This is a genomic window from Streptomyces cinnamoneus, assembly GCF_002939475.1.
In the GTDB taxonomy this organism is placed as follows: Bacteria; Actinomycetota; Actinomycetes; order Streptomycetales; family Streptomycetaceae; genus Streptomyces; species Streptomyces cinnamoneus_A.
This window is the reverse complement of record NZ_PKFQ01000001.1, coordinates 541,984-562,624: the sequence shown is the minus strand read 5'-3', so window position 1 is coordinate 562,624 and position 20,641 is coordinate 541,984. Positions and strand designations below refer to the sequence as shown.

At 73.4% G+C, this 20,641-nt stretch carries 17 protein-coding genes; 5 read left to right on the top strand and 12 right to left on the bottom strand.

The window, feature by feature from the left end:
* Positions 1 to 43: 43 nt before the first annotated feature.
* The 7 genes from CYQ11_RS02650 to CYQ11_RS02620 form a co-directional block, all read right to left on the bottom strand.
* Positions 44 to 835: a hypothetical protein gene (locus tag CYQ11_RS02650; RefSeq protein ID WP_099198892.1), complete on the bottom strand. Its 792-nt coding sequence runs from the start codon at positions 833 to 835 to the stop codon at positions 44 to 46.
* Entirely contained in the window at positions 832 to 1,215 is a 384-nt protein-coding gene (locus CYQ11_RS02645; protein ID WP_099198891.1) for a hypothetical protein, read from the bottom strand. Before CYQ11_RS02645 ends, CYQ11_RS02650 begins: the two co-directional genes overlap by 4 nt.
* Before the next feature lie 204 nt (positions 1,216 to 1,419).
* Entirely contained in the window at positions 1,420 to 2,841 is a 1,422-nt protein-coding gene (locus tag CYQ11_RS02640; RefSeq protein WP_099199039.1) for an MATE family efflux transporter, read from the bottom strand.
* On the bottom strand, positions 2,838 to 3,872 hold the full coding sequence (locus CYQ11_RS02635; protein ID WP_099198890.1) for a cysteine synthase family protein: 1,035 nt from the start codon (positions 3,870 to 3,872) through the stop codon (positions 2,838 to 2,840). Before CYQ11_RS02635 ends, CYQ11_RS02640 begins: the two co-directional genes overlap by 4 nt.
* A gap of 35 nt (positions 3,873 to 3,907) precedes the next feature.
* On the bottom strand, positions 3,908 to 5,305 hold the full coding sequence (locus CYQ11_RS02630; protein WP_099199038.1) for a type III PLP-dependent enzyme domain-containing protein: 1,398 nt from the start codon (positions 5,303 to 5,305) through the stop codon (positions 3,908 to 3,910).
* Positions 5,302 to 6,333 carry an ornithine cyclodeaminase gene (locus CYQ11_RS02625; RefSeq protein WP_099198889.1) on the bottom strand — a complete coding sequence of 344 codons (1,032 nt, stop codon included), beginning with the start codon at positions 6,331 to 6,333 and terminating at the stop codon, positions 5,302 to 5,304. Before CYQ11_RS02625 ends, CYQ11_RS02630 begins: the two co-directional genes overlap by 4 nt.
* A gap of 83 nt (positions 6,334 to 6,416) precedes the next feature.
* Entirely contained in the window at positions 6,417 to 7,409 is a 993-nt protein-coding gene (locus CYQ11_RS02620) for a TauD/TfdA family dioxygenase (RefSeq protein ID WP_099198888.1), read from the bottom strand.
* A gap of 366 nt (positions 7,410 to 7,775) precedes the next feature.
* Between CYQ11_RS02620 and CYQ11_RS02615 the strand changes: the two genes are divergently transcribed.
* The 4 genes from CYQ11_RS02615 to CYQ11_RS30850 all read left to right on the top strand — a co-directional run bounded on the left by CYQ11_RS02615 (position 7,776) and on the right by CYQ11_RS30850 (position 12,758).
* Complete coding sequence (locus tag CYQ11_RS02615; protein ID WP_099198887.1) at positions 7,776 to 9,326, top strand: ABC transporter substrate-binding protein; 1,551 nt, start codon at positions 7,776 to 7,778, stop codon at positions 9,324 to 9,326.
* A 164-nt stretch (positions 9,327 to 9,490) separates the two neighbouring features.
* Positions 9,491 to 10,381: an ABC transporter permease gene (locus CYQ11_RS02610; RefSeq protein WP_104651112.1), complete on the top strand. Its 891-nt coding sequence runs from the start codon at positions 9,491 to 9,493 to the stop codon at positions 10,379 to 10,381.
* Positions 10,378 to 11,241 carry an ABC transporter permease gene (locus CYQ11_RS02605; RefSeq protein WP_104650949.1) on the top strand — a complete coding sequence of 288 codons (864 nt, stop codon included), beginning with the start codon at positions 10,378 to 10,380 and terminating at the stop codon, positions 11,239 to 11,241. The genes CYQ11_RS02610 and CYQ11_RS02605 overlap by 4 nt, the downstream gene beginning before the upstream one ends.
* A gap of 23 nt (positions 11,242 to 11,264) precedes the next feature.
* Complete coding sequence (locus tag CYQ11_RS30850) at positions 11,265 to 12,758, top strand: ABC transporter ATP-binding protein (protein WP_398779734.1); 1,494 nt, start codon at positions 11,265 to 11,267, stop codon at positions 12,756 to 12,758.
* A 7-nt stretch (positions 12,759 to 12,765) separates the two neighbouring features.
* Here CYQ11_RS30850 and CYQ11_RS02595 read toward each other — a convergent pair whose 3' ends face one another.
* Positions 12,766 to 15,021 carry a terpene synthase family protein gene (locus tag CYQ11_RS02595; protein ID WP_099198884.1) on the bottom strand — a complete coding sequence of 752 codons (2,256 nt, stop codon included), beginning with the start codon at positions 15,019 to 15,021 and terminating at the stop codon, positions 12,766 to 12,768.
* A 190-nt stretch (positions 15,022 to 15,211) separates the two neighbouring features.
* Positions 15,212 to 15,406 carry a Fe-S cluster assembly protein IscX gene (gene iscX, locus CYQ11_RS02590; RefSeq protein ID WP_099198883.1) on the bottom strand — a complete coding sequence of 65 codons (195 nt, stop codon included), beginning with the start codon at positions 15,404 to 15,406 and terminating at the stop codon, positions 15,212 to 15,214.
* Positions 15,407 to 15,582: 176 nt separating this feature from the next.
* On the opposite strand from iscX, the gene qcrB reads away from it, so the two are divergent.
* The gene (qcrB, locus tag CYQ11_RS02585) at positions 15,583 to 17,238 is read left to right on the top strand and encodes a cytochrome bc1 complex cytochrome b subunit (RefSeq protein WP_099198882.1); all 1,656 of its coding nucleotides are present in this window, start codon (positions 15,583 to 15,585) and stop codon (positions 17,236 to 17,238) included.
* A gap of 9 nt (positions 17,239 to 17,247) precedes the next feature.
* Here the strand turns inward: qcrB and CYQ11_RS02580 are convergent, their stop codons facing one another.
* The 3 genes from CYQ11_RS02580 to CYQ11_RS02570 form a co-directional block, all read right to left on the bottom strand.
* The gene (locus tag CYQ11_RS02580) at positions 17,248 to 17,637 is read right to left on the bottom strand and encodes a cytochrome c oxidase subunit 4 (protein WP_099198881.1); all 390 of its coding nucleotides are present in this window, start codon (positions 17,635 to 17,637) and stop codon (positions 17,248 to 17,250) included.
* On the bottom strand, positions 17,634 to 19,361 hold the full coding sequence (ctaD, locus tag CYQ11_RS02575) for an aa3-type cytochrome oxidase subunit I (protein WP_099198880.1): 1,728 nt from the start codon (positions 19,359 to 19,361) through the stop codon (positions 17,634 to 17,636). The genes CYQ11_RS02580 and ctaD overlap by 4 nt, the downstream gene beginning before the upstream one ends.
* 224 nt (positions 19,362 to 19,585) lie before the next feature.
* Positions 19,586 to 20,545: a TIGR03557 family F420-dependent LLM class oxidoreductase gene (locus CYQ11_RS02570; RefSeq protein ID WP_099198879.1), complete on the bottom strand. Its 960-nt coding sequence runs from the start codon at positions 20,543 to 20,545 to the stop codon at positions 19,586 to 19,588.
* Positions 20,546 to 20,641: the final 96 nt, after the last annotated feature.

The window sequence follows — 20,641 nt, the reverse complement described above, 5'->3', positions numbered from 1 at the left end:
ATCGGCAGGGCCCGGCTCGTGCGCGGCACGTTCACAGGGCGGGTCACAGGGCCTCCAGGGCGTCGCGGATCCGGTACAGCAGGGAGATCTCCGGCAGGGGGGAGACACCAGGCCGCGGGTCGCCGGGCGGCGGGGCGGCCGCCGAGGGAGCCCGGACCAGCCCCTCCGCGGTCAGCCGCCGGACGTCGAGGAGGGTGGCGAAGACGGAGCGCCCCAGCACCCGGGCGATCCGGGCCGGCGTGCGCACCCCGTCGGCCGCGCCCAGCACCGCCAGGCGGCCGCACGTCGGCCGGGTGGCACCCGGTCCGGGGGCCGCGGCGCCGGGGACGGGGACCACGGGGGCGGAGTCCACGTCCGCCCACGGCCAGGCCTGTTCCAGCAGCGTCCGCCGCCGGCGCACCTCCGCCTCCAGCATCGCCACCGGCACCGGGCGGACCGGGCCGAGCCAGTGCCGGGCCTCCTTGAGGAACCGCTCCGGCGCCCGCTGCGACCCGTCGAGCGGGGACAGCAGGACGTAGGCGGCGTCGAAGAGCGCCGAGAGGTGGCACAGCTCCAGCTCGCCCCGGCTCAGCCGGCCGTGCTCGACGAGGAAGCTGCCCGCCCGGTAGCCGGGGCCGCCCTCCGCGACGGCCTCCTCCCACACCTCCGGGGACAGCCGTCCCCCGGCCGTCAGCCGCCAGCCCACGTCCGGCACCACCGGGCTCTCGGCGTGCACCACGGCGCCGTCGGCGAGATAGAGCGCTCCGGCGCCGCCGTGCAGCGCCCCCGTGGCGCCTTCGGCGGCCAGCCGGCTCAGGACGGTGATCTCGTGGGTGCCCGCGGCGGCCGTCGTCACGGCAGCACCAGACGGGCGGTCAGGTCCTTGAGCCGGAACAGCGCCACCGCGAGGTTGGCCTCGGTGCGGTCCAGCCACAGGTAGAGGAAGACGCTGCTGTCGAAGGACGTCTCCACGAAGCGCATGAGGTGGTAGCTGCCGCGCGCGGTGACGACGAGGTCCTCGACGGGCCCGGAATCCGGCGTGGCCCCGGTGAAGGCGCCGTTCTCGAAGGCCAGCCGGGCCAGTTCGGCCGCGCCGGCCGCCGCGGTCTCGTGATCGCTGTCCGGCCCGTGGCCCGCCGCCCCCAGGGCGAGCCCGCTCGACCAGTCCACCAGGCTCGCGCCCCGGGCTCCGGGCACGGTCATGGCCTCGGCTAAGCACCCGTCGATACCGGTCACACGATCCTCTCCAGTCACGCGGTGACGACGTGCCGCCGCGACTATGTGCGAGTGACGACTACCTGTGGCGTGGTCGCCGCAACGGAAGGTAATCGATAATGACTCCCTCCGGTAAGACTTTTGGCATTTTCATGCGGCACATGTGTGGGTGTGCCCCCGGCCGGGGGACGGGCTCCCCGCCGAGGGCACACACGGGGACACCCCCTAGACCGCCGCCGGTTCGGCGACCCCCTCGGCCGACCGGTGGGCGAGGCTCCGCCCGTAGCGCCGCAGCAGCAGGACCGCCGTCGTTGCGAGCCCCGCCAGCAGGGCGAGCCAGACACCGAGCGTCTTCAGGTCCAGCGCGTAGCCGAGCAGGCCCGCGGCCGGCAGGCCGACCAGCCAGTAGCCCACGAGGGTGATGCGGAACCCGCTCCTGGTGTCGTCCAGGCCGCGCAGCAGGCCCACCCCGATGTTCTGCGCGCAGTCGAAGAACTGGAGGACGGCGACGACGAGGAGCAGCCGGGTCGCGATCCGCACCGCCTCCGCGTCCGCCCCCGCGCCCGTGTCGAGGAACGGGCGCAGCACCAGCGAGGGAAGGGCGAGGTAGACGACCGCGACGACGGCCATCACGGCGGCGGCACAGGCCAGGGCGGTGTTCCTGATGCGCCGGGCGGCGTCGAAGCGGCCCAGCGCCAGCTCCCGGCTGACGTTGATGGAGGCCGCGTGGGACAGGCCCACCGCCACCTGGAAGACGATGTAGACGAGCTGGTTGACGGCCGTGTGCGCGGCCAGCGCGGCGGGCCCGAACGAGCCGGCCATCAGGGCCGTGACGGAGAAGAACCCCGCCTCGGAACCGTAGGTCGCGGCGATGGGCACGCCCAGCCCCAGCAGCCGCCGCACGGTCGCCCGGTCCGCCCGGGCGGGATTGAGGGCCAGCAACGGGGCGAGGACGGGGTCCCGCCGCGCACAGGCATACAGGGCCAGGAAGGACAGCGCGTGGACGAGGGTGGTGGCCAGCCCGACGCCGGGCAGCCCCAGGCGCGGCAGCCCCCAGGAGCCGTGGAGGAACGCCCAGTCGAGGCCCGCGTTGACCGCGACCGACGCGATGGTGATCCGCAGCAGCGCCTGGGGCCGCCGCATGCCCACCGTGAACTGCCGCACGGCCTGGAACCACAGGCACGGCAGCAGCCCCGGCGCGAGGGCGAACAACATGGTGCGCGCGCGGTCGGCCACCTCCGGATCCTGCCCCGCCAGCCCCAGCACCTGGCCCGCGCCGGCCATCAGCAGGGCTCCGGCGAGCCCCGCGAGGGTGGCGACCGCCATGCCGGCCCGGACCACGCGCCGCACCTCCGCGTCGCTCCCGCCCGTGCCGGGGCCCGTGCCGTCCGGCGCGGCCTCGGCACGGGCGTGGGCCGCGGCGATCCGGTTGCCGACGGACGTGACCAGGCCCACCCCCATGGTGCGCAGCTGGTTGAAGATGACGATAGCCAGGCCGCCCGCGGCCAGGTCGGTCGCGCCGAGCAGCCCCATCATCACGGTGTCGGTCGTGGTCAGGGCCACCTGGGCGAGCTGGGTGAGGACCAGCGGCACCGCCAGGGCGGCCAGGGCGCGGCCGTCGCGCAGGAGAAGGGTCGTCTTCGTCATCGGTGCCGGTCCCCGCGCCACCCGGTGACGATGCCGTGGATCTCGTGTTCGAGGACGGGGTCGAGCAGGTCGCGCTCCTTCATCCACTCGTCGTGGAAGACAGTGTCCAGGTACTTCTCGCCCCCGTCGTTGACGAGGGCGACCACGGTGGTGCCCGGCGGCAGCGCCGGCAGCCGGCGCAGCGCCTCGTACACCACGCCGCCGGCGGAACCGCCGACGAGCAGACCGGTGCGGGCGACGGCGCGGGCGGTGGCGAAGGCCTCCACGTCACCGACCTTGACGCCCTCGTCGATGAGGTCGAAGTCCACCAGCGCGCCGATCTCCGCGCCCTCGGGGGTGCCGGTACCCGACTGGTAGTAGTCGTGGGCGGGACCCCCGAAGGCGATGGACCCCTTGGGCTCGACCCCCACGGTTCGTACGTCCGGGAGCAGTCCGCGCAGCTCGCGGGCCGTGCCGCACAGCCCGCCGCCGGTGCCCACGGCGCCGATGAGCACGTCGACGCGGCCGTCGAGGGCCTGGTGCAGCTCGTGGGCCACCGGGTGGTAACCGACGGCGTTGGCGGGGTTGTTGTGCTGTTCGGTGAAGACGGCGTTGTCCTGGCCGCGGGCCAGCTCCTCGGCGAGCTCCTCGCGGGCCGCGGTGGCGAGCTCCCCGGTGCCGTCGCCGGTGACGTAGACCAGCTCCGCGCCCAGCGCCCGCATGGTGCGCAGCTTGTCGGAACAGGCGTGGTGGTCGACGACGGCGGTGAAGGAGTAGCCGCGTTCGGCGGCGACGACCGCGAGTCCCAGGCCGGTGTTGCCCGAGGTGGACTCGATGATGCGGCCGCCGGGCCGCAGGGCGCCGCGCTCCTCGGCGTCCAGCACCATCTGACGGGCCATCCGGATCTTCGCGGTACCCGTCGGGTTGTACATCTCCAGCTTGAGCAGCAGCCGGCTGCCCTCGGGGGTCCGGCAGAGTTCGAAGAGGGGGGTGTGTCCGATGAGTTCGGAGACGCGGGAGACCACGGCGGGGCGTATGAGTGCCTCGTTCACGGCAGGGTTCTCCAGGGGCCTTGGGGTGGGGGTGGTCACAGGGGAGGGCGGCGGTCGAGCCGCCAGCGGGGCCGTCCGCCCGCGGCGGCGGGTTCGAGGACGGCCTTGGGCGGCAGCGGCAGGTCGTGGAAGGGCGACTCGTTGGAGTCCATCTGGTACCCGGCGGTGTTGGGGTAGACCAGGAGGTCCCCGGGAGCGGGCCGGGCCGGGAAGGGGATCTTCCGCCAGCTGAGCATGTCGGACTCCAGACAGGTCGCCGCCCCCACGCTCGCCGGGTGCACCTCCCCGGCTCCGGCCTGCCGGCCGCCGGAGCGGTCCGGGGCCCGGACGAGGCGGGGTTCGGGCAGGTACTCGCTGGCGAACCACTGCTCGGACAGGCTCAGGCTGGTGCCGTCCACGGTCACCAGCGCGTAGCCGGCGCGGTCCTTGACGCCCTGGACGCGGAAGACGGAGTGCCCCGCACCGTCGAGCAGGGCCCGCCCGGGCTCCAGGAGCAGCTCCGTCCCCGTCTCCCGCAGCCGCGCGGCCAGAGTGACCCCGCCGCCGTCGGGGCGGGTGGCCAGGACGGCACGCAGCGCCGCTGCCCCGGCGACGGGGGAGTGGTACGGGTAGAAGTCGCCCGCCGTGAAGGTCTTGCCGGCGTGGTAGTGGGCCGGCCGCTGGGTGGCGAGGAAGGTGTGCCAGTCGTCGGCCGCCGCGTAGTCCACGGCGAAGCCCCCGCCGATGCTCACCCGGTCCGCGGGCAGGCCCATCGTGCGGGCCCGCAGGCACTGTTCGACCAGCTGTCCGGCCAGGTCGGCGCGCGGCTGCACGGCGTAGCCGGACAGATGGAAGCTGAAGCCCTCCATCCGCACCAGCGGTCCCGCTTCGGCGCAGCGCGCCAGGGCCTTGTCGAGCTCGGCCTCGTCCAGGCCGAAGCGGCTGTGCGGCTGGGTGGGCGGCAGGCGCCGCAGCAGCACCCGGGCGGGCCGGGCGGGGCCCGCCCGTGCCACCTCGACGATCCGGTCGAGCTCGTCGAGGGCGTCGACCGCGATCAGCGCGCCCTGGAGGACGGCGACGCGCAGGAGGGCGGGGTCCTTGGCGGGGCCGGTCACCACCAGGTCCTCGCCGCGCACCCCGTGGCCGAGGGCTTCCCGGAGCTCGCCGGCGGAGGCCACGTCGACGCCGGTGCCGGTGGCCGCGCACCGTTCGACGAAGGCGGCGGCCTTGTTGGCCTTCTTCGCGTAGTACACCCGGCCCGTCACGCCGGCTTCGGCGAGCGCCGCGCGGAAGGCGGCGGCGTTCGCGTCGAGGCGCTCGGGCACGAGGAGGTGGAAGGGACCGCCGAAGGCGTGCGCGAGCTCGTGGAGCAGTCCGCTGGCGGCGGCCTCGTCGAGCCGCGGGTCGGGGTGCGCCGGCAGGGAGGGTAGCGAGGCGCCGGCCGGGAGCGCTATCGCCACAGCGGCACCCGCGTTCCCCGGCCCTCGGCGATGGCCAGCTGGGCGAGCCGGTGGCCGAGCGCGATGTCGGTGACGACCAGGCCGCTGTTGTAGGCGAAGACGTGTTCGTCGGGGGAGCGGCGGCCCTGGGCCAGCCCGGCGAGGACGGCCGGGAACTCGGCGTCCACGGCGGGCAGCCGGCCCTCGGCGTCCGCCATGTCGGTGCCGGTGACCCGCATCTGCGCCTCGCTGGTGGCCACGACCCGGTCCGCCCGGTGCAGGGTGGAGGGCGCCAGGCCGTGGCCGACGAGGATCGAGAGGCTGCCGGGCGCGAGCCAGGAGGCGTCGACGGCGGCGGGGGTGTGGGGACCGGCGGTGGCGACGACGACGTCGGCGGCCCCGGCGGCGGCCCGCAGGTCGGTGACGACCTCCGCCTCCCGGCCGGGGAAGTGCCGCCGCAGTTCGGCGCGGACGGCCTCGACGCCCTCGGGGCGGGTGCCGAAGAGCATCAGCCGGTCGAGCGCGGGGAGCGTGGTGAGCAGGAACGGCAGGGCGAGGCGGCCCTGGGTGCCGGTGCCGACGACCAGGGCGCTGCGGGCCCCGGGGCGGGCGCACTCGCGGGCGAGGAGGGCGGAGGCGGCCGGGGTGCGCAGGGCGCCGATGCGGCCGCAGTCCATCATCGCCACCGGCAGGCCGGTGACATCGTCGTAGAGGGTCAGCGCGGTGTAGTAGTGCTGCCCGTCACGCTCCCGGTCCAGGCCGTGCTTGTACGAGGTCTTGATCGCGACGACCTCGCGGGAGCCGTCGCGGCCGAGCATGGCGTAGGAGACGGAGTGGCCGTCCGGGGGCTTGACGGTGAGCTTGCGCGGATTGTCGGACCGTCCCGCCGCGAGGGTGCGGTAGGCGTTCTCCACGGTGGCCACGACGTCCGCGAGGGATATGTCGATCTGCGCGAGGTCGCTGGTGGACAGGACGCGCAAGGTTTTGTCGTCGCCGGGGGCGTCCGGTGTGCGGGGGCCGGGTGCGGGGCTGCTGGTGGTCATGGGGGTCCTCCGTCCGGAAGGGGGCCGCGCACCGGGTGCGGGTGCGCGGCGTCCGCTGGCTGGGGTGCCGGTCGGCCCGGCGGTCAGGCGGCGGCGTGGGCTTCGAGGGCGGCCTGGCCGTAGCCGTGCTCCAGGGCCTCGGCCTCCGGGCGGCTGCGGCGGCCGGGCACGCGCACGGAGGCCCGCTTGAGCCAGCGGTCGGTGCCGTCGTAGCGGGCCGTGAAGGGCACCCGCCCGTGGACGACGAGGTCGTTGTCGACGACCAGCACCTCGCCCGGGCGGAGGCTCACCGCCCGGGAGACGCGGCTCAGTTCGCCCTCCAGACGGTGGTAGGCGGCCCGGTACGCGGCCGGTGCCTCGCCGAGCGGGGTGTAGGCGGGGTCGAAGCGCAGGGTGGGCCCGTCCTCGGACCGCCACACGGTGGGCACCTTCGGGGGCTCGCCCGCGAAGCCCTGCGCCTCCACGTAGGCGTCGTCGGGAAGGATCGGCAGCACGGGGCGCGAGAGGCAGTCCATGTCCTCGTCCGTCAGCCGCACTTCGCGTACCGAGGCGGCGGTGGTCGCGATGTCGTCGGGGTTGCGCATGCAGCACAGCATCAGCAGATGGGCGCGGCCGGGGTGGAAGGCGTCCTCGGTGTGGGGGCTGAGCAGCACGTCGCTGCTCGCACCGGTCTGTTCCTGCTCGCGGCCGGCGGTCGGGACGATGTTGTGGACGAACCGGCCTTCCTGCTGGCCCTCCCAGGCGATCGGGTTGCCCATCGCGGTGGCGAGGAGCAGGAGTACGACGTCCCATTCGGCCGCGGCGTCACCGGCGACCGCCCAACTGGCGGGAGTCGGGCCGATCCCGGCGTCGTCGACTTCGAGGCCGCGCAGCACGAACAGGCCGTGGGCGGTGTCGACGGGGCGGCACTGGTGGCGGACGGCCGGGCTCAGCGCGGCCGCCTCCCGGGCGATCCGGGCCAGCAGGCCGGGGTGGGTGGCGGAGCTGCCGAAGGCGTCGAGGACGCGTGCGGCGGAGCGGCGGAGTTCGGCTACCGAGGCGGGGTCCAGCTGGCGTACGGGCGCGGCCGTGCTCATGGCGAAATCATCCGTTTCCGTGGAGGAGGTGGAGACAGGTGAGGTCGAGACGTAGGCGGAGAGAAGTGGCGGAAAAGCGTCGGTGAGGGAGCGCCGGGCAGGACGGGGGCGATCACGGGACCCATGGGTCCCGGGCCAGGGTGCGGCGGTCGGCGACTCCGGATGGCAAGGAACTTACCACCGAAGTTAGGTAAGGCAAACCTAACTTGCAGCTCGTCCGTTTTGTTGTTCAAGGGAAGCCTGATGCCTATTGACGTGCATTGATTGCCCTCTGTGTGGGGGCGGGAACCGGAAGGCTTGCGAACGCAGCGCAAGTTAGGGTAGGCAACCCTTATCAGCTGTACGGGCAAGGGAACGAGGACCGACGTGAACCTGAACAGGCGCCAATTGCTGTGGGCGGGCGGGGGAATGGGCGTTGCCGCGCTGCTCACCGCCTGCGGAGGCGACAAGGAATCGGCCACCTCACCCGCCGGCGACGGGGGCGAGCCCCGGCGAGGCGGCACCTTGCGGGTCGGGGCGCTGGGGCGGGCTTCGGCCATCACCCGGGACCCGCACGGCACCCAGGGAAACGAGAGCGACTACCTCATCATCTCCCTCGTTCACGACACGCTCGCCGCGCCGGGGGCCAAGAGCAACACCGTGCCCCGGCTCGCCTCCGGCTGGACCTCCTCCCCGGACCTGACGACCTGGCGCCTCACCCTCGCCAAGGGGGCGGCCTTCCACGACGGCACCCCGGTCACCGCCGCCGACGTCGTCTGGTCGCTGCGCAGACTGCGGCGCACCCCCGCCGGCTCCGCCCGCCTCCCCGGCATCCAGGAGGACAACATCAACGCCGACGGCGAGGACGCCGTCGTCCTGGTCTCCGACTACCCCAACGCCGAACTCCCCCTGCTCACACGGCTGACCACCTTCGTGCTCAAGAAGGACACCCCCGACAAGGAGGTCGCCAAGGCCCCCGGCACCGGTCCCTTCGTCCTCGACTGGTTCCGCGGCGGCAACGCCCGGCTGGTCCGCAACGACCGCTGGCACGGCGGACGCGTCCACCTCGACGCCATCGAGGTGACCATGTTCGAAAGCCCCCAGGCCATGACGAACGCACTGCTGTCGGGGCAGATCGACCTCGCCTCCAACGCCGGTGCCGTCGCGGCCCGCACCGCCGCCGCCCGCAAGGACCTCCAGGTCGTCCGCCGCCCCGACGACATGGCGATGCCCCTCGTCATGCGCACCGACCAAGGCCCCTTCGCCGACCCCCGGGTCCGCGAGGCGATGAAGCTCGTCGTCGACCGCGAGGCCATGGTCAAGCAGGTCCTCTCCGGCTACGGGACCGTCGCCAACGACGTCCTCGGCACCGCCGACCCCCGCTACGCCAAGGACATCCCCCAGCGCACACGGGACCTGGAGCGGGCCGGACGGCTGCTGAAGGAGGCGGGCTTCGACTTCGGCAGGACCTACGAACTCGTCACCACCGAGGACGTCCCCGGCCTCGCCGACTCCGCGACGCTCTTCGCCCACCAGGCCCGCGAGGCAGGTGTCAAGGTCGAGGTCGTCAAGCAGGAGTCCGGCGCCTTCTACGAGAAGACCTGGCTCAAGGGCGACTTCTACACCAACTACTGGGGCACCAACGACTCCGTGGTCTTCTTCGCCTCCAAGACCATGGTCACCGGCGCCGGGCAGAACGAGGCCCAGTGGTCCGACAAGGACTTCGACGCGGCCTACCGCAAGGCGACCGCCGCCGCCGACGACACCGAGCGGGCCACCGCCCTCCACGACCTCCAGAAGCTCGAGTTCGAGCGCTCCGGCTACCTCCTGTGGGGCATGGCAGACGGCATCGACCTGGCCGCCGCCAAGGTCCACGGCCTGCCCCGGCTGCCCGGCTACGGGCGGGTGCAGCTCGAAGGCGTCTGGCTGTCGCGTTGAACGGGACCACCGCGAACGAGACCACCGGGCAGCCCGGCGCAGCGACCGCACACTCCTCGGCCGCTCCGCCGGGCCGGCACGCCGCACGCGCCGTCGCGGCACGCGCCGTCGCGGCACGCGCCGTCGCGGCCCGCGCCCTGGGACTCCTCGCCCGCCGCGCCGCCCTGCTCGTCGTCCTCCTGGCCGTGGTCTTCGCCGCCGTCCGGCTCCTGCCCGGAGACGCCGCGTCCGCGACCTCCGAACGGGGGGAGGGCGCGGCGGGCGTGGCCGCGCGCCGTCACCTCCTCGGCCTGGACCGGCCGGTGTGGGAGCAGTTCGCCGACTGGATGACCGCCCTGCCCTCCGGCGACCTCGGCACCTCGGCCCGCGGCGAACGCGTCGACGACCTGCTCGCCGCCCCCTTCCCCAACACCCTGCTCCTCGGCGGCACCGCCTTCCTCCTCACCGTCGCCGCGGCACTCGCCCTCGGCTGCTGGGCGTCCCTGCGCCCGGGCGGCGCGGTGGACCGCCTCGTCACCCTGACCTCCACCGCGGCCTTCGCCCTGCCCGAATTCGTGGTGTCCGTAGGGCTGTTGCTGGTCCTGTCCCTGTGGACCGACTGGCTGCCCGCGGCCACCGTCACCGGCGCCGACGGCACCCCCGCCTCCTGGACCATGCTCGTCATGCCGGTCCTCGCGCTGACCATCCCGCAGACCGGCTGGAACGCCCTGGTGGTCCGCGCCGCCCTGGCCGACCAGGCCGCAGCCCCGCACGTGGAGGCCGCCGTCCTCGACGGCCTGCCCCCCGCCCGCGTCCTGCTGCGCCACGCCCTGCCCGGCGCCCTGCCCGTCATGGCCACCGGCTTCGCCACCTCCACCGGAATGCTCCTGGGCGGCGCCGTCGTCGTGGAGACCCTCTTCAACTACCCCGGCACGGGAACCGTGCTGGCCGGAGCCGTCGCCGACCGCGACACCCCCGTCATCGCCGGCGTCGTCGCCTGCGCGGGCGCCGCCGTCAGCCTCGTCCTGCTCCTCGCCGACCTCATCCGCGCCCGGACGACAGGGGCCCGCCCATGACCGCGGCCGCAGCATCGCCCCCCGGCTCCCCCCACCCGCCCCGCCCGGACCCGCGCCGCGCCCTGCGCGCCCTGCCCGCCCTCCTGCTGACCACCCTCGCGCTGGCCGGACCGCTCCTGGCGCCGCACTCCGTCGACACCCCCGTCACCGCCCCCTACGCCCCGCCCGGCGGTGCAGCACTCCTGGGCGGCGACCAGTTGGGCCGCGACGTGCTCAGCCGGCTGCTGCACGGCGGGAGCGCGCTGGCCGCCAGCGCCCTCCTCGTCGCCGTGGTCGTCACCGCCGTCGCCGCCGTCATCGGCTGCTTCGCCGTCCTCAGCCGCCGCCTCGGCGGCCTCGTCGAACGCACCGCGGACGTCGCCATCCTGCTGCCGGCCGTCCTGGGCGTGATGCTGCTGGCCATGGCCTGGCCCGGCGGCGGCCGCTGGACCGTCGTCCTCGCCGCCGTCGTCCTGGGCGTGCCCTACGCCGTCCGCGTCGTCGCCGGCGCCGCCGCCCCCCTCGCCACGGCCGGATTCGTCGAGGCCGCCGCGGCGGGCGGCGAACACCTGACCCACCTGGCCCTGCGCGAGATCCTGCCCAACCTGCGCGCCGTCGTCGCGGTCCTCTTCGGACTGCGCTTCGTGGAGGCGGTCTACGTCGTCTCCATGGCAGGGTTCCTCCAGATCGGCCCCCAGCCGCCCGCCGCCGACTGGGCCCTGATGATCCGGGAGAACGCCGGCGGCATCCTCCTCAACCCCTGGGCCGTCGTCGCCCCCAGCATCACCATCGGCCTCCTCGCCATCAGCGTCAACCTCGCCACCACGGCCCGGCCGGCAGCCGGTGCCCGTCGCGGCCGCCCGGACGTGAGCACACCATGACCCCCGAGGACGTACCCCTCCCCATGACCGAGCCCACCACCCCCCTCGCCGAGGCCCGGGGCCTCGCGATCCGTCTCCCCGGGGGGCCCGTGCTGCTCCCGCCCACCGACCTCACTCTCGCCCCCGGCACGGTCACCGCCCTCACCGGCCCCTCCGGCTCCGGCAAGACCACCCTCCTGCGCGCCCTCGCCGGCGCCCTGCCGCCCCGCGCCGAAGTGGCGGCCGGCACCCTGACCGTGCTCGGCCACGACGTCCTCCGCCTGCCCGCCGCCGAACTGCGCGCGCTGCGCCGCCACCGCATCGCCCATGTGGGACAGGACCCCGCCTCGGCCCTCAACCCCCGCATGCGCGTGCGCCGCATCGTCACCGAACTGGCCGGCACGGCCGACGCCGGCACCGCCGCCCGCCTGCTCGCCGAATGCCGGCTGGACCCCCGGGACGGCCTGCTCGAACGCCGCCCCGGCGCCCTATCCGGCGGCCAGCAACGCCGGGTCGCGCTCGCCCGCGCCCTCGCCCGGGCCCCCGAGGTCCTCCTCCTCGACGAGCCCACCGCCGGCCTCGACCACCGCCTGCGTGACGAGATCGCCGACCTGCTGCGGGAGCTCGCCACCGCACGGCATATCGGCGTCCTGCTCACCTGCCACGACCCCGGACTCGTCGACCGCTGCGCCGACCACGCCGTCGCCCTGACGTCCCCTCACCATCCGGCGCCCCGGGCCGCCACGCCCGAACCGGCCGCCCCTGCGATACGGGCAGCCACGGCCCCTTCTTCCACGGCCCCGCGCTCCGGGGGGCTCACCGCACGCGGCCTCCGCGTCACCTTCGACCGCCGCCGCACCGGGCGTCCCGCCCTGGCGGATGTCGACTTCACCGCGCCGGCCGGCACCACCACGGCCCTCATCGGTGCCTCGGGCTCAGGCAAGACCACCCTGCTGCGCGTCCTGGCCGGACTCCGCCGGCCCGACGGCGGCACCCTCACCCTCGCCGGCGCCCCGCTGCCCACCGTGAACCGCAAGCGCACCGGGGAGCAGCGCCGCGGCATCCAGCTCGTACCGCAGAACCCCCTCGGCTGCCTCAACCCGGCCCGCACCGTGGGCGCGATCGTGGCCCGGCCCCTGACCCTGCACCGCACCGTGCCCGCCGCCGCCGTGCCCGGCCGGGTGGCCCGGCTGCTGGAGGACGTCGGGCTGTCGGCCGACCACGCCCACCGCCGTCCCGCCGAGCTCTCGGGAGGCCAGCGTCAGCGCGTGGCCCTCGCCCGGGCCCTTGCGCCCGGGCCGGAGGTCCTGCTGTGCGACGAGATCACCTCCGCCCTGGACCCGGACACCGCGCACTCCGTGATGCGCCTGCTGGCCCGGATCCAGGCCGCGCACGGGCTGACCGTCGTCCTGGTCAGCCACGAACTGCACCTCGTCGCCGCCTACGCCGACACCGTCCACCTGCTCGACGGGGGCCGCGTCACCCACCACGGCCCCACGGCCGACGTCCTCGACGCCGCGCTCCCGGGCCGCCGATGACGGCCCGTCACCGCAAGCTGAGCAGCTCCGCGATCCGGACCCCCGAGGTCCCGAGGCCGGTGGGCCCGCCCGGCACCGGCGCGGCGGCCGGGGCGGGCACCGCCGGCACCGTGTGGTGCCGCAGCAGGTCCTCCTCCCGGTAGCGGCGGCAGCCGTCGTGCCAGGTGAGGATGGCGGGCATCCAGTGCTTCAGCTCCTGGGCGTAGCCGTCCAGGGTGGCCCGGGCCTCCGCGTCCAGGCCGAACTCCGCGCACAACGCGGGCAGCTGCACGGCCAGCACGTGCTCGAACTCCCTCATCCGCGACGTCATCAGGTCGTTGACGATCTTCAGGGCCTGGTCGCGGCCGCAGTCGAAGAAGTTCTGGACGACAAGGACGGCGTTGTGGACCTCGCCCTCGAACTGGATCTCCTTCTGGTAGGAGAAGACGTCGTTCATGAGCATGGCGTAGTCCGAGGCCGCGTGCTCCATGGCCTGGACCGGCCGGGAGCGCAGCACCTCGGGCGGAAGCGACTTGCCGTGCCGCAGCCGGGCGAGGGACATGGTGAGGTCCGAGCCGAAGGTCTTGCGCCGCATCTCGATGTAGTCGACGGGCTCGGGGATCCGGTTGAGCGCCTGGTTGTCCAGCTCCCACAGCCAGCTGTCCAGCATGTCCTCGATCGACTGCCGCAGGGCACGGCGCGCCTCGGGGGGCATCGGCGCCACCGTGCGCGACCAGACGTCGGCGAGCCCGCGCTCCATGCAGTTCAGCGCGGGGACGCCGGGCTCGCCCTCCAGGGGCATGAACAGCCGCAGCCGTTCGTTGCACGCCTTGGCCGAGGCCAGGTCGCGGGCCCGGCCGAAGAGCGCGGGGTAGACGTCGTCGCCGTAGGTGCCCCAGGTGAGCCAGTCCGTCCCCAGGTCCAGTTCCGCCACGGTCGCGTCGGGGTTGATGCCGGCGGCGCACAGCCCGAGGTCGTAGTCCCTGAGTTTCTCCTCGTTCCAGAACCCGGCGAGCGGGTCGGCGGGCGAGGGAGTCAGGATGCCCGTCCGCTGCGACCAGTCGACGTTGTGCCGCCGGGTCGCGGCCAGGTGGGGGTTGAGCCGGGTCTCGTACGGCATGTGGAAGTCGGGCAGGGGCAGGTGCCCCACCCGCTGGAACGGGACGTGGGTGAAGCTGCGCGCCCGTGCGGGCAGGGAGGCCAGGATCGAGGGCACGAGACGGGCCGCCGAGGTGCCGAGCCCGAGGGGACCGCCCAGCAGCGCGCCGGCGACCGGCGAGGAGGCGTGGCCGGAGGACTCCTTCATGTACCGGCTGGAGCGCATGTGCCATTCGTGGCCGCCGGACTGCCAGTCCTGGAGTCCCTTGACGTAGGCGAAGACGTCGGCGTACGCCGTGGGGTCCAGACCGTGCTCCTGGAGCAGGGGCCCCACCTCGGTGAGGGCGGTGTGCTCGAACTGCTGGAGCCGGGTGGTGAGCAGGTCGTTGACGGCGTCCGCGGCCTGCTGGGTGTCGCAGTCCAGGAAGCGTTCGAAGACGAGGACGGCGTTGGACAGCTCGCCCTCCGCCTCGATCTCCCGCTGGTACGAGAAGAGGTCGTTGCGCAGGTGCACGCCGTCGGCGAAGGTGTCCCTCAGCACGCACAGGGGCCGGCTGGCCGCCACGGCGTCGGGGACCTCGGCGCCCGCGGCGTGCTCGATCAGGTTGGCCGACCAGGGGGCGCCGCCCACCTTGCGGCGCATCTCGATGTATTCGACGGGGTTGGCGACCCTGCCCTCGTTGATGTTGGACAGCTCCCACATCGATTCCTCGAGCAGGTTCCAGGTGCTCTCGCGGAAGCGCCGGCGCCACCCCTCGGACATCCCCGGGACCGTACGGGCCCACAGGTCGGCGAGGCCCGCCTCCACCTGGTTGGCCGGCTCGGGGGAGGGCTCGCCGGCGTCCAGCGGCATGAAGGCGTAGAGCCTGTCGAGGTACTCCCGCGCGCCCCGGGTGTCCCCGGTGCGCTTGAACTTCTCCAGGAAGTCGTCGTCGAAGAAGAACACCCACACGTACCAGTCGGTGACCAGGTCCAGCTCGGGACCGGAGGCGTCGGGGTGGGTGTAGGCGCACAGCAGGGCGTAGTCGTGCGAGTCGAAGTCGGACTCGTCCCAGATGCCCGAACCCTCCACCATCCGCATGTCCCGGGCCCACGCCTTGGAATGCGTCCGGGCACGTTCCAGATGGGGGTTCAGGCGGGCCGGGTACGGCATGTAGAAGCGGGGCAGCTCGAACGGGTTCGCCATCGCGTGCGCGGCCTTTCGGGGCGGGGCCGGGGTCCTGACCGCCGGATACCCGGCGATCAGGAGGCACGCTAGGGCCGGACGGCCGGAGCGGGGGTCCGAAAGTAATCTTTCCCCTCAATGTGGTGAACAGCGGGGCGATTCCGGTTAAGGATCTTGCTGGGGGAACGGGGCGGGCGAGGGGGTGGCCCCCTCAGGTCGTTCTGTCGCTCCAGGCCAGTTGTATCGATTCGAGGATGCGCGCGTTGCACCGCGTGGGGTCGTCGGTGAAGCCGCTCAGTGCCGCGACGCGGTCGCGGACGTCCGTGAGGGTGACGGCGAGGGGGTCGGTGCCCGGGTGCTTGCGCGCGAGCCCCGCCGCGATCTGCTCGATGTCGGTCCATCCCATGGGCCCGAGTGTGTCCCACGGGGTGCGCGGGGTCCAGAGCGCCGGCTCGCCACGCCCCCCTGTTCTGCCTAATCCTCACGGGACCGGCGATTAGCCGGCCGGCGCGCGGGTTACCCATCAGCCGCGGTGCGGCCGCCGCGACGTCGAGGCACCCGGCTGGGCAGGGAGCGTACCGAATGCTGTTCCGGAGACGGAAGGAGCGGACCCGGCAGCGGGTCCGCGCGGCGGCCCTGGCCGGCTTCACGGCGCTGGACCGCCGGTTCCCCGCCGCCGCCCTGGGCAGACAGCTGCTGCGCAAGGCCTTCCCCGACCACTGGTCGTACCTGCTTGGCGAGCTCGCCCTCTACAGCCTCGTCGTGCTCGTCCTCACCGGCTGCTACCTCGTGCTGTTCTTCGACCCCAGCATGGTCGAGACCGTCTACTCCGGGGCGTACGCCCCGCTGCGCGGGCAGCGGATGACGCAGGCGTACGCGTCGACCCTCGACATCAGCTTCGACGTGCGCGGCGGGTTGCTCATCCGGCAGGTGCACCACTGGGCGGCACTGGTGTTCGTCGCGGCCATCGGCGCCCACATGCTGCGGATCTTCTTCACGGGCGCCTTCCGCAGGCCCCGGGAGCTCAACTGGGCCGTGGGGGTGACGCTGTTCCTCCTCGCCCTGCTGGAGGGCTTCTGCGGCTACTCGCTGCCGGACGACCTGCTGTCGGGGACCGGGCTGCGCACGGCGAACACCATCGTGATGTCCATCCCCGTCGTCGGCACCTATCTGAGCTTCCTCGTCTGGCGCGGCTCCTTCCCCGGCACGGCGGTCATCCCGCGGCTGTACGTCGTGCACGTGATGTTCGTCCCCGGCGTGCTGCTCGCCCTCGTGGCCCTGCACCTCTTCCTGGTCGTCTACCTCAAGCACACCCAGTGGAGCGGGCGGGGCAGGACGAACCGCAACGTCGTCGGGCAGCCGATGTTCCCGCAGTTCACCATGAAGTCCACCGGCCTGGCCCTGATGGTCTCCGGCGCGCTCGTGGTGCTCGGCGCCGTGGCGCAGGTCAACCCGGTGTGGGCCTACGGGCCCTACCGCGCCGACCTGGTGGCCACCGGCTCGCAGCCCGACTGGTACGTGGGCTTCCTCGAAGGAGCCCTGCGGGTGATGCCGCCCTGGCAGAACGCCGTCGCCGGGCACACGCTGATGTGGAACGTGCTGCTGCCGGCCGTCGTGCTGCCGGGCCTGCTGTTCATGATCCTTTACACCTACCCGGTCTTCGAGAAGTGGGTGACCGGCGACCGTACGGAACACCACCTGTGCGACCGGCCGCGCGACCGGCCCACCCGCACCGGCCTGGGCGTCGCAGCCGTCGTCTGCTACGGCCTGCTGCTCCTGGCCGGCGGGAACGACGTGATCGCCTACTCGTTCCGGCTGTCGGTCGACGGCCTCACCCGGGTCCTGCGGGCGCTGGTCCTCCTCGGCCCCGTGGTGGCGTTCTGGGTCACCAAGCGGCTGTGCCTGGCCCTCCAGGCCCGCGACCGCAGACGCCTGACGGAGGGCGAGGAGGACGGACAGGTGGAGCAGAGCGTCTACGGCGGCTTCGGTGAGGGCCACCAGGCGCTCTCCCCCGAGGAGAGCTACCGCCTGATGGTGCGGGAGGCGCCCGCACCGCTGCCGGCCCCCGAGGGCCCGGCGCCCCGCCGTGTCCGGCTCCGGACGGCGCTGAGCTCCTGGTACTACCGCGACCGGCTGGAGATGCCCGTCACGCCCGAGCAGCGGGACCAGATCGCGGGCCGGCTGGCCGCCCCGGCGGTCGAGCCCGCGGAGCCCGCCACGGAGACCGAGGGGACGTGAGCCCCCGCCTCACTCCGCGCGCTGGACGTACTGGAACACCAGGCCGAGGACGCCGGCGAGGAGCACCCCCGCGGCCGTCAGGAACAGCCACAGGCCGTACACGACGCCCAGCGCGACGAGGGCGATGCCGGCCGCGGTGAGCACGGGGTAGGGGCTGTGCGGCGGGAAGAAGTCCAGCCGTCCCGCGCGCTCGGCCACCAGGGCGTCCTTGCGGTCCTCCGGGCGCGGCCCGCGGCGACGGTGGTTCACCCCGCAGAAGAACGAGATGACCGAGGCCATCAGGAACGACACCGTCAGGGCCGCCGTGCCGGCCGGCTCCACCGTGAGCCCGGCATAGACGGCGTCGGTGACCAGGAAGAAGCCGGCGACCCCCGCGAACAGCCATGCCTCGGTTTTCATGAACGCCCCTCCTCTCGCGGGCCGGCGGCGGGCCCGGGCTCCGCCCCGCCCGGCGCGGCGGGCAGGGGCTGGGGTGCCGCCTCCGGGTGGTGCAGGTCGAAGGCGGGGGAGTCGGACCGCACCTGGGGCAGCGTGACGAAGTTGTGGCGGGGCGGCGGGCAGGACGTCGCCCACTCCAGCGACCGGCCGAACCCCCACGGATCGTCGCGGTCCACCTTCGGCGCGTGGCGCGCGGTGTGCCAGACGTTGTACAGGAACGGCAGCGTGGAGAGCCCGAGGAGGAACGCCCCGATGGAGGAGACGGTGTTCAGCGTGGTGAAGCCGTCGGCGGCGAGGTAGTCGGCGTACCGCCGGGGCATGCCCGACTCGCCCAGCCAGTGCTGCACCAGGAAGGTGATCTGGAAACCGGCGAACAGCGTCGCGAAGTGCACCTTGCCCAGCCGCTCGTCCAGCATGCGCCCCGTCCACTTCGGCCACCAGAAATAGAAGCCGCCGAACATCGCGAAGACGACCGTCCCGAAGAGCACGTAGTGCAGGTGAGCCACGACGAAGTACGAGTCGGTGACCTGGAAGTCCAGCGGGGGCGAGGCGATGAGCACGCCGCTGAGGCCGCCCAGCAGGAAGGTGACGAGAAAGCCGACGGCCCACAGCATGGGGGTCTCGAAGGAGATGCTCCCCCGCGACATGGTGCCGATCCAGTTGAAGAACTTCACCCCTGTGGGCACCGCGATCAGGAAGGACATCAGGGAGAAGAACGGCAGCAGCACCGCGCCGGTGGCGAACATGTGGTGCGCCCACACGCTGGCCGACAGCATGGTGATGGCGATGGTCGCGCCCACCATCCCGGCGTAGCCGAAGACCGGCTTGCGGCTGAAGACCGGAATGATCTCCGTGATCACGCCGAAGAAGGGCAGCGCGACGATGTAGACCTCGGGGTGGCCGAAGAACCAGAACAGGTGCTGCCAGAGCACCGCCCCGCCGTTGGCCGCGTCGAAGACGTGGGCGCCGAACTTCCGGTCCGCCTCCAGGGCGAGCAGTGCGGCGGTCAGCACCGGGAAGGCCAGCAGCGCGAGGATCGACGTGAAGAGGATGTTCCACGTGAAGACCGGCATGCGGAACATCGTCATTCCGGGCGCGCGCAGGGTGACGATGGTGGCGATGAAGTTCACCGACCCCAGCGTGGTGCTGAGGCCGGCGACGACCAGTCCCATCGCCCAGAGGTCACCGCCCGCGCCGGGCGTGCGGACCGCGCTGTTGAGCGGGGCGTAGGCGAACCAGCCGAAGGACGCCGCGCCGCCGGGGGTGAGGAAGCCCGAGACCACGATCAGGCCGCCGAAGAGGAACAGCCAGTACGTCAGGGCGTTGAGGCGGGGGAAGGCGACGTCGGGGGCCCCGATCTGCAGGGGCATGACGGCGTTGGCGAACCCCGCGAACATCGGGGTGGCGAACAGCAGCATCATGACGGTGCCGTGAATGGTGACCAACTGGTTGTACTGGTCGGCCGAGACGATCTGGAGCCCCGGCCGCGCCAGCTCCGCGCGCATGACCATCGCCAGCAGACCGCCCAGCAGGAAGAAACCGAATGCGGTCACCAGGTACATGTTGCCGATCGTCTTGTGATCGGTGGTGGTCAGGTACGTCAGGAGCCTGCCGCCCAGGGCCGTCGGACGGTTCTCCGTGCTCCCGGCCGGCTGGACGCGGGGCCGGTGCTCCAACTGCGGCATCGCCTCTCCCAGGGCCGGACGTGGCCCTGCGACCGCACCGTTGCGAGTCCTGCCGGCGGTCGGCGGGGCGCCTGGTGTCCTAGCCGCGATCACGTGGGGGCAAACACCGCCTGCGCCATCCGGCCGTACCCCGTCGGCCGGGTGTTACGGGAACCCGTCCGGCCGGGTGACCGCTCCGGGTGACCCTTCGGGAGCCCTAGGGAGGAGGAGACCTAGGGGTGTCGTCAGGAGACCAGCCGGGGCAGCACCTCGGCGCGGTAGAAGTCGAAGAAGCCCCGCTGGTCGGGGCCGATCTGGCTCACGTGGACGCGGTCGAAGCCGGCGTCGGCGAACTCCCGCAGGGTCGCCACGTGGGCGTCCACGTCGTCCCCGCACGTCACGTTCCGGGCCACCGTCTCGCGCGGCACCAGCTGCGCGGCCTGCTCGAAGTGGGCCGGCGTCGGCAGCACCTGGTTCAGTTCGCCCGGCAGCTGTTCCACCGCCCACCTCCGGTGCGCCAGGTCGATGGCGGCCTCGCGGTCCCGGCCCCAGCACACCTTCACCCCGCCGAAGACCGGCTTCCCGGCGCCGCCGTGGGAGCGGAAGCCGTCCACGGCCTGCTTCTCCGGCTTGATCGCCACCAGCCCGTCGCCGATCCTGCCGGCCAGCTCCAGGGCCGCCGGGCCGAAGGCCGAGACGTCGACGGGCACCGGTTCGCCGGGCAGCGTGTACAGCCGGGCGTTCTCGACGGTGTAGTGCCTGCCCCGGTGGTCGACCCGGCCGCCCTCGAAGAGCCGGCGCATCACGTGGACGGCCTCTTCGAGCATCTCCAGCCGCACGGCCGCCGGGGGCCAGCGGTCGCCGAGGACGTGCTCGTTGAGCGCTTCGCCGCTGCCCACCCCGAGCCGGAAGCGGCCCTCGCCCAGCAGCGCCGCGCTGGTCGCGGCGGCCTGCGCCGTGATCACCGGGTGCATGCGCAGGGTCGGGCAGGTCACAGCCGTCTGGACCGGCAGCGAGGTGGCCCGCGCCAACGCGCCGATCACCGACCACACGAACGGGCTCTGGCCCTGCGCCTCGCACCACGGATGGAAGTGGTCGGAGATCCACAGCGAGGTGAACCCGGCGTCCTCCGCCATCCTCGCCTGCTCGACGAGGTCCTTCGGGGTGTTCTCCTCACAGGACAGGAAGTAGCCGTACTCGGTCATGGCGGTGACGCCTCCTCGTCCGCGTGCGGCGTGTGCCGGCACCGGACGGGTAACCACCCCGGCCGGGGGCAAACCCGGCCGTCCGGGCGGCCGGCG

Coding starts and splice junctions, on each gene's coding strand:
- CYQ11_RS02640 (WP_099199039.1), bottom strand. CDS start 2,841: ATGACGAAGACGACCCTTCTCCTGCGCGACGGCCGCGCCCTGGCCGCC.
- CYQ11_RS02595 (WP_099198884.1), bottom strand. CDS start 15,021: ATGGCGAACCCGTTCGAGCTGCCCCGCTTCTACATGCCGTACCCGGCC.
- CYQ11_RS02625 (WP_099198889.1), bottom strand. CDS start 6,333: ATGACCACCAGCAGCCCCGCACCCGGCCCCCGCACACCGGACGCCCCC.
- CYQ11_RS02605 (WP_104650949.1), top strand. CDS start 10,378: ATGACCGCGGCCGCAGCATCGCCCCCCGGCTCCCCCCACCCGCCCCGC.
- CYQ11_RS02570 (WP_099198879.1), bottom strand. CDS start 20,545: ATGACCGAGTACGGCTACTTCCTGTCCTGTGAGGAGAACACCCCGAAG.
- ctaD (WP_099198880.1), bottom strand. CDS start 19,361: ATGCCGCAGTTGGAGCACCGGCCCCGCGTCCAGCCGGCCGGGAGCACG.
- iscX (WP_099198883.1), bottom strand. CDS start 15,406: ATGGGATGGACCGACATCGAGCAGATCGCGGCGGGGCTCGCGCGCAAG.
- CYQ11_RS02580 (WP_099198881.1), bottom strand. CDS start 17,637: ATGAAAACCGAGGCATGGCTGTTCGCGGGGGTCGCCGGCTTCTTCCTG.
- qcrB (WP_099198882.1), top strand. CDS start 15,583: ATGCTGTTCCGGAGACGGAAGGAGCGGACCCGGCAGCGGGTCCGCGCG.
- CYQ11_RS30850 (WP_398779734.1), top strand. CDS start 11,265: ATGACCGAGCCCACCACCCCCCTCGCCGAGGCCCGGGGCCTCGCGATC.
- CYQ11_RS02620 (WP_099198888.1), bottom strand. CDS start 7,409: ATGAGCACGGCCGCGCCCGTACGCCAGCTGGACCCCGCCTCGGTAGCC.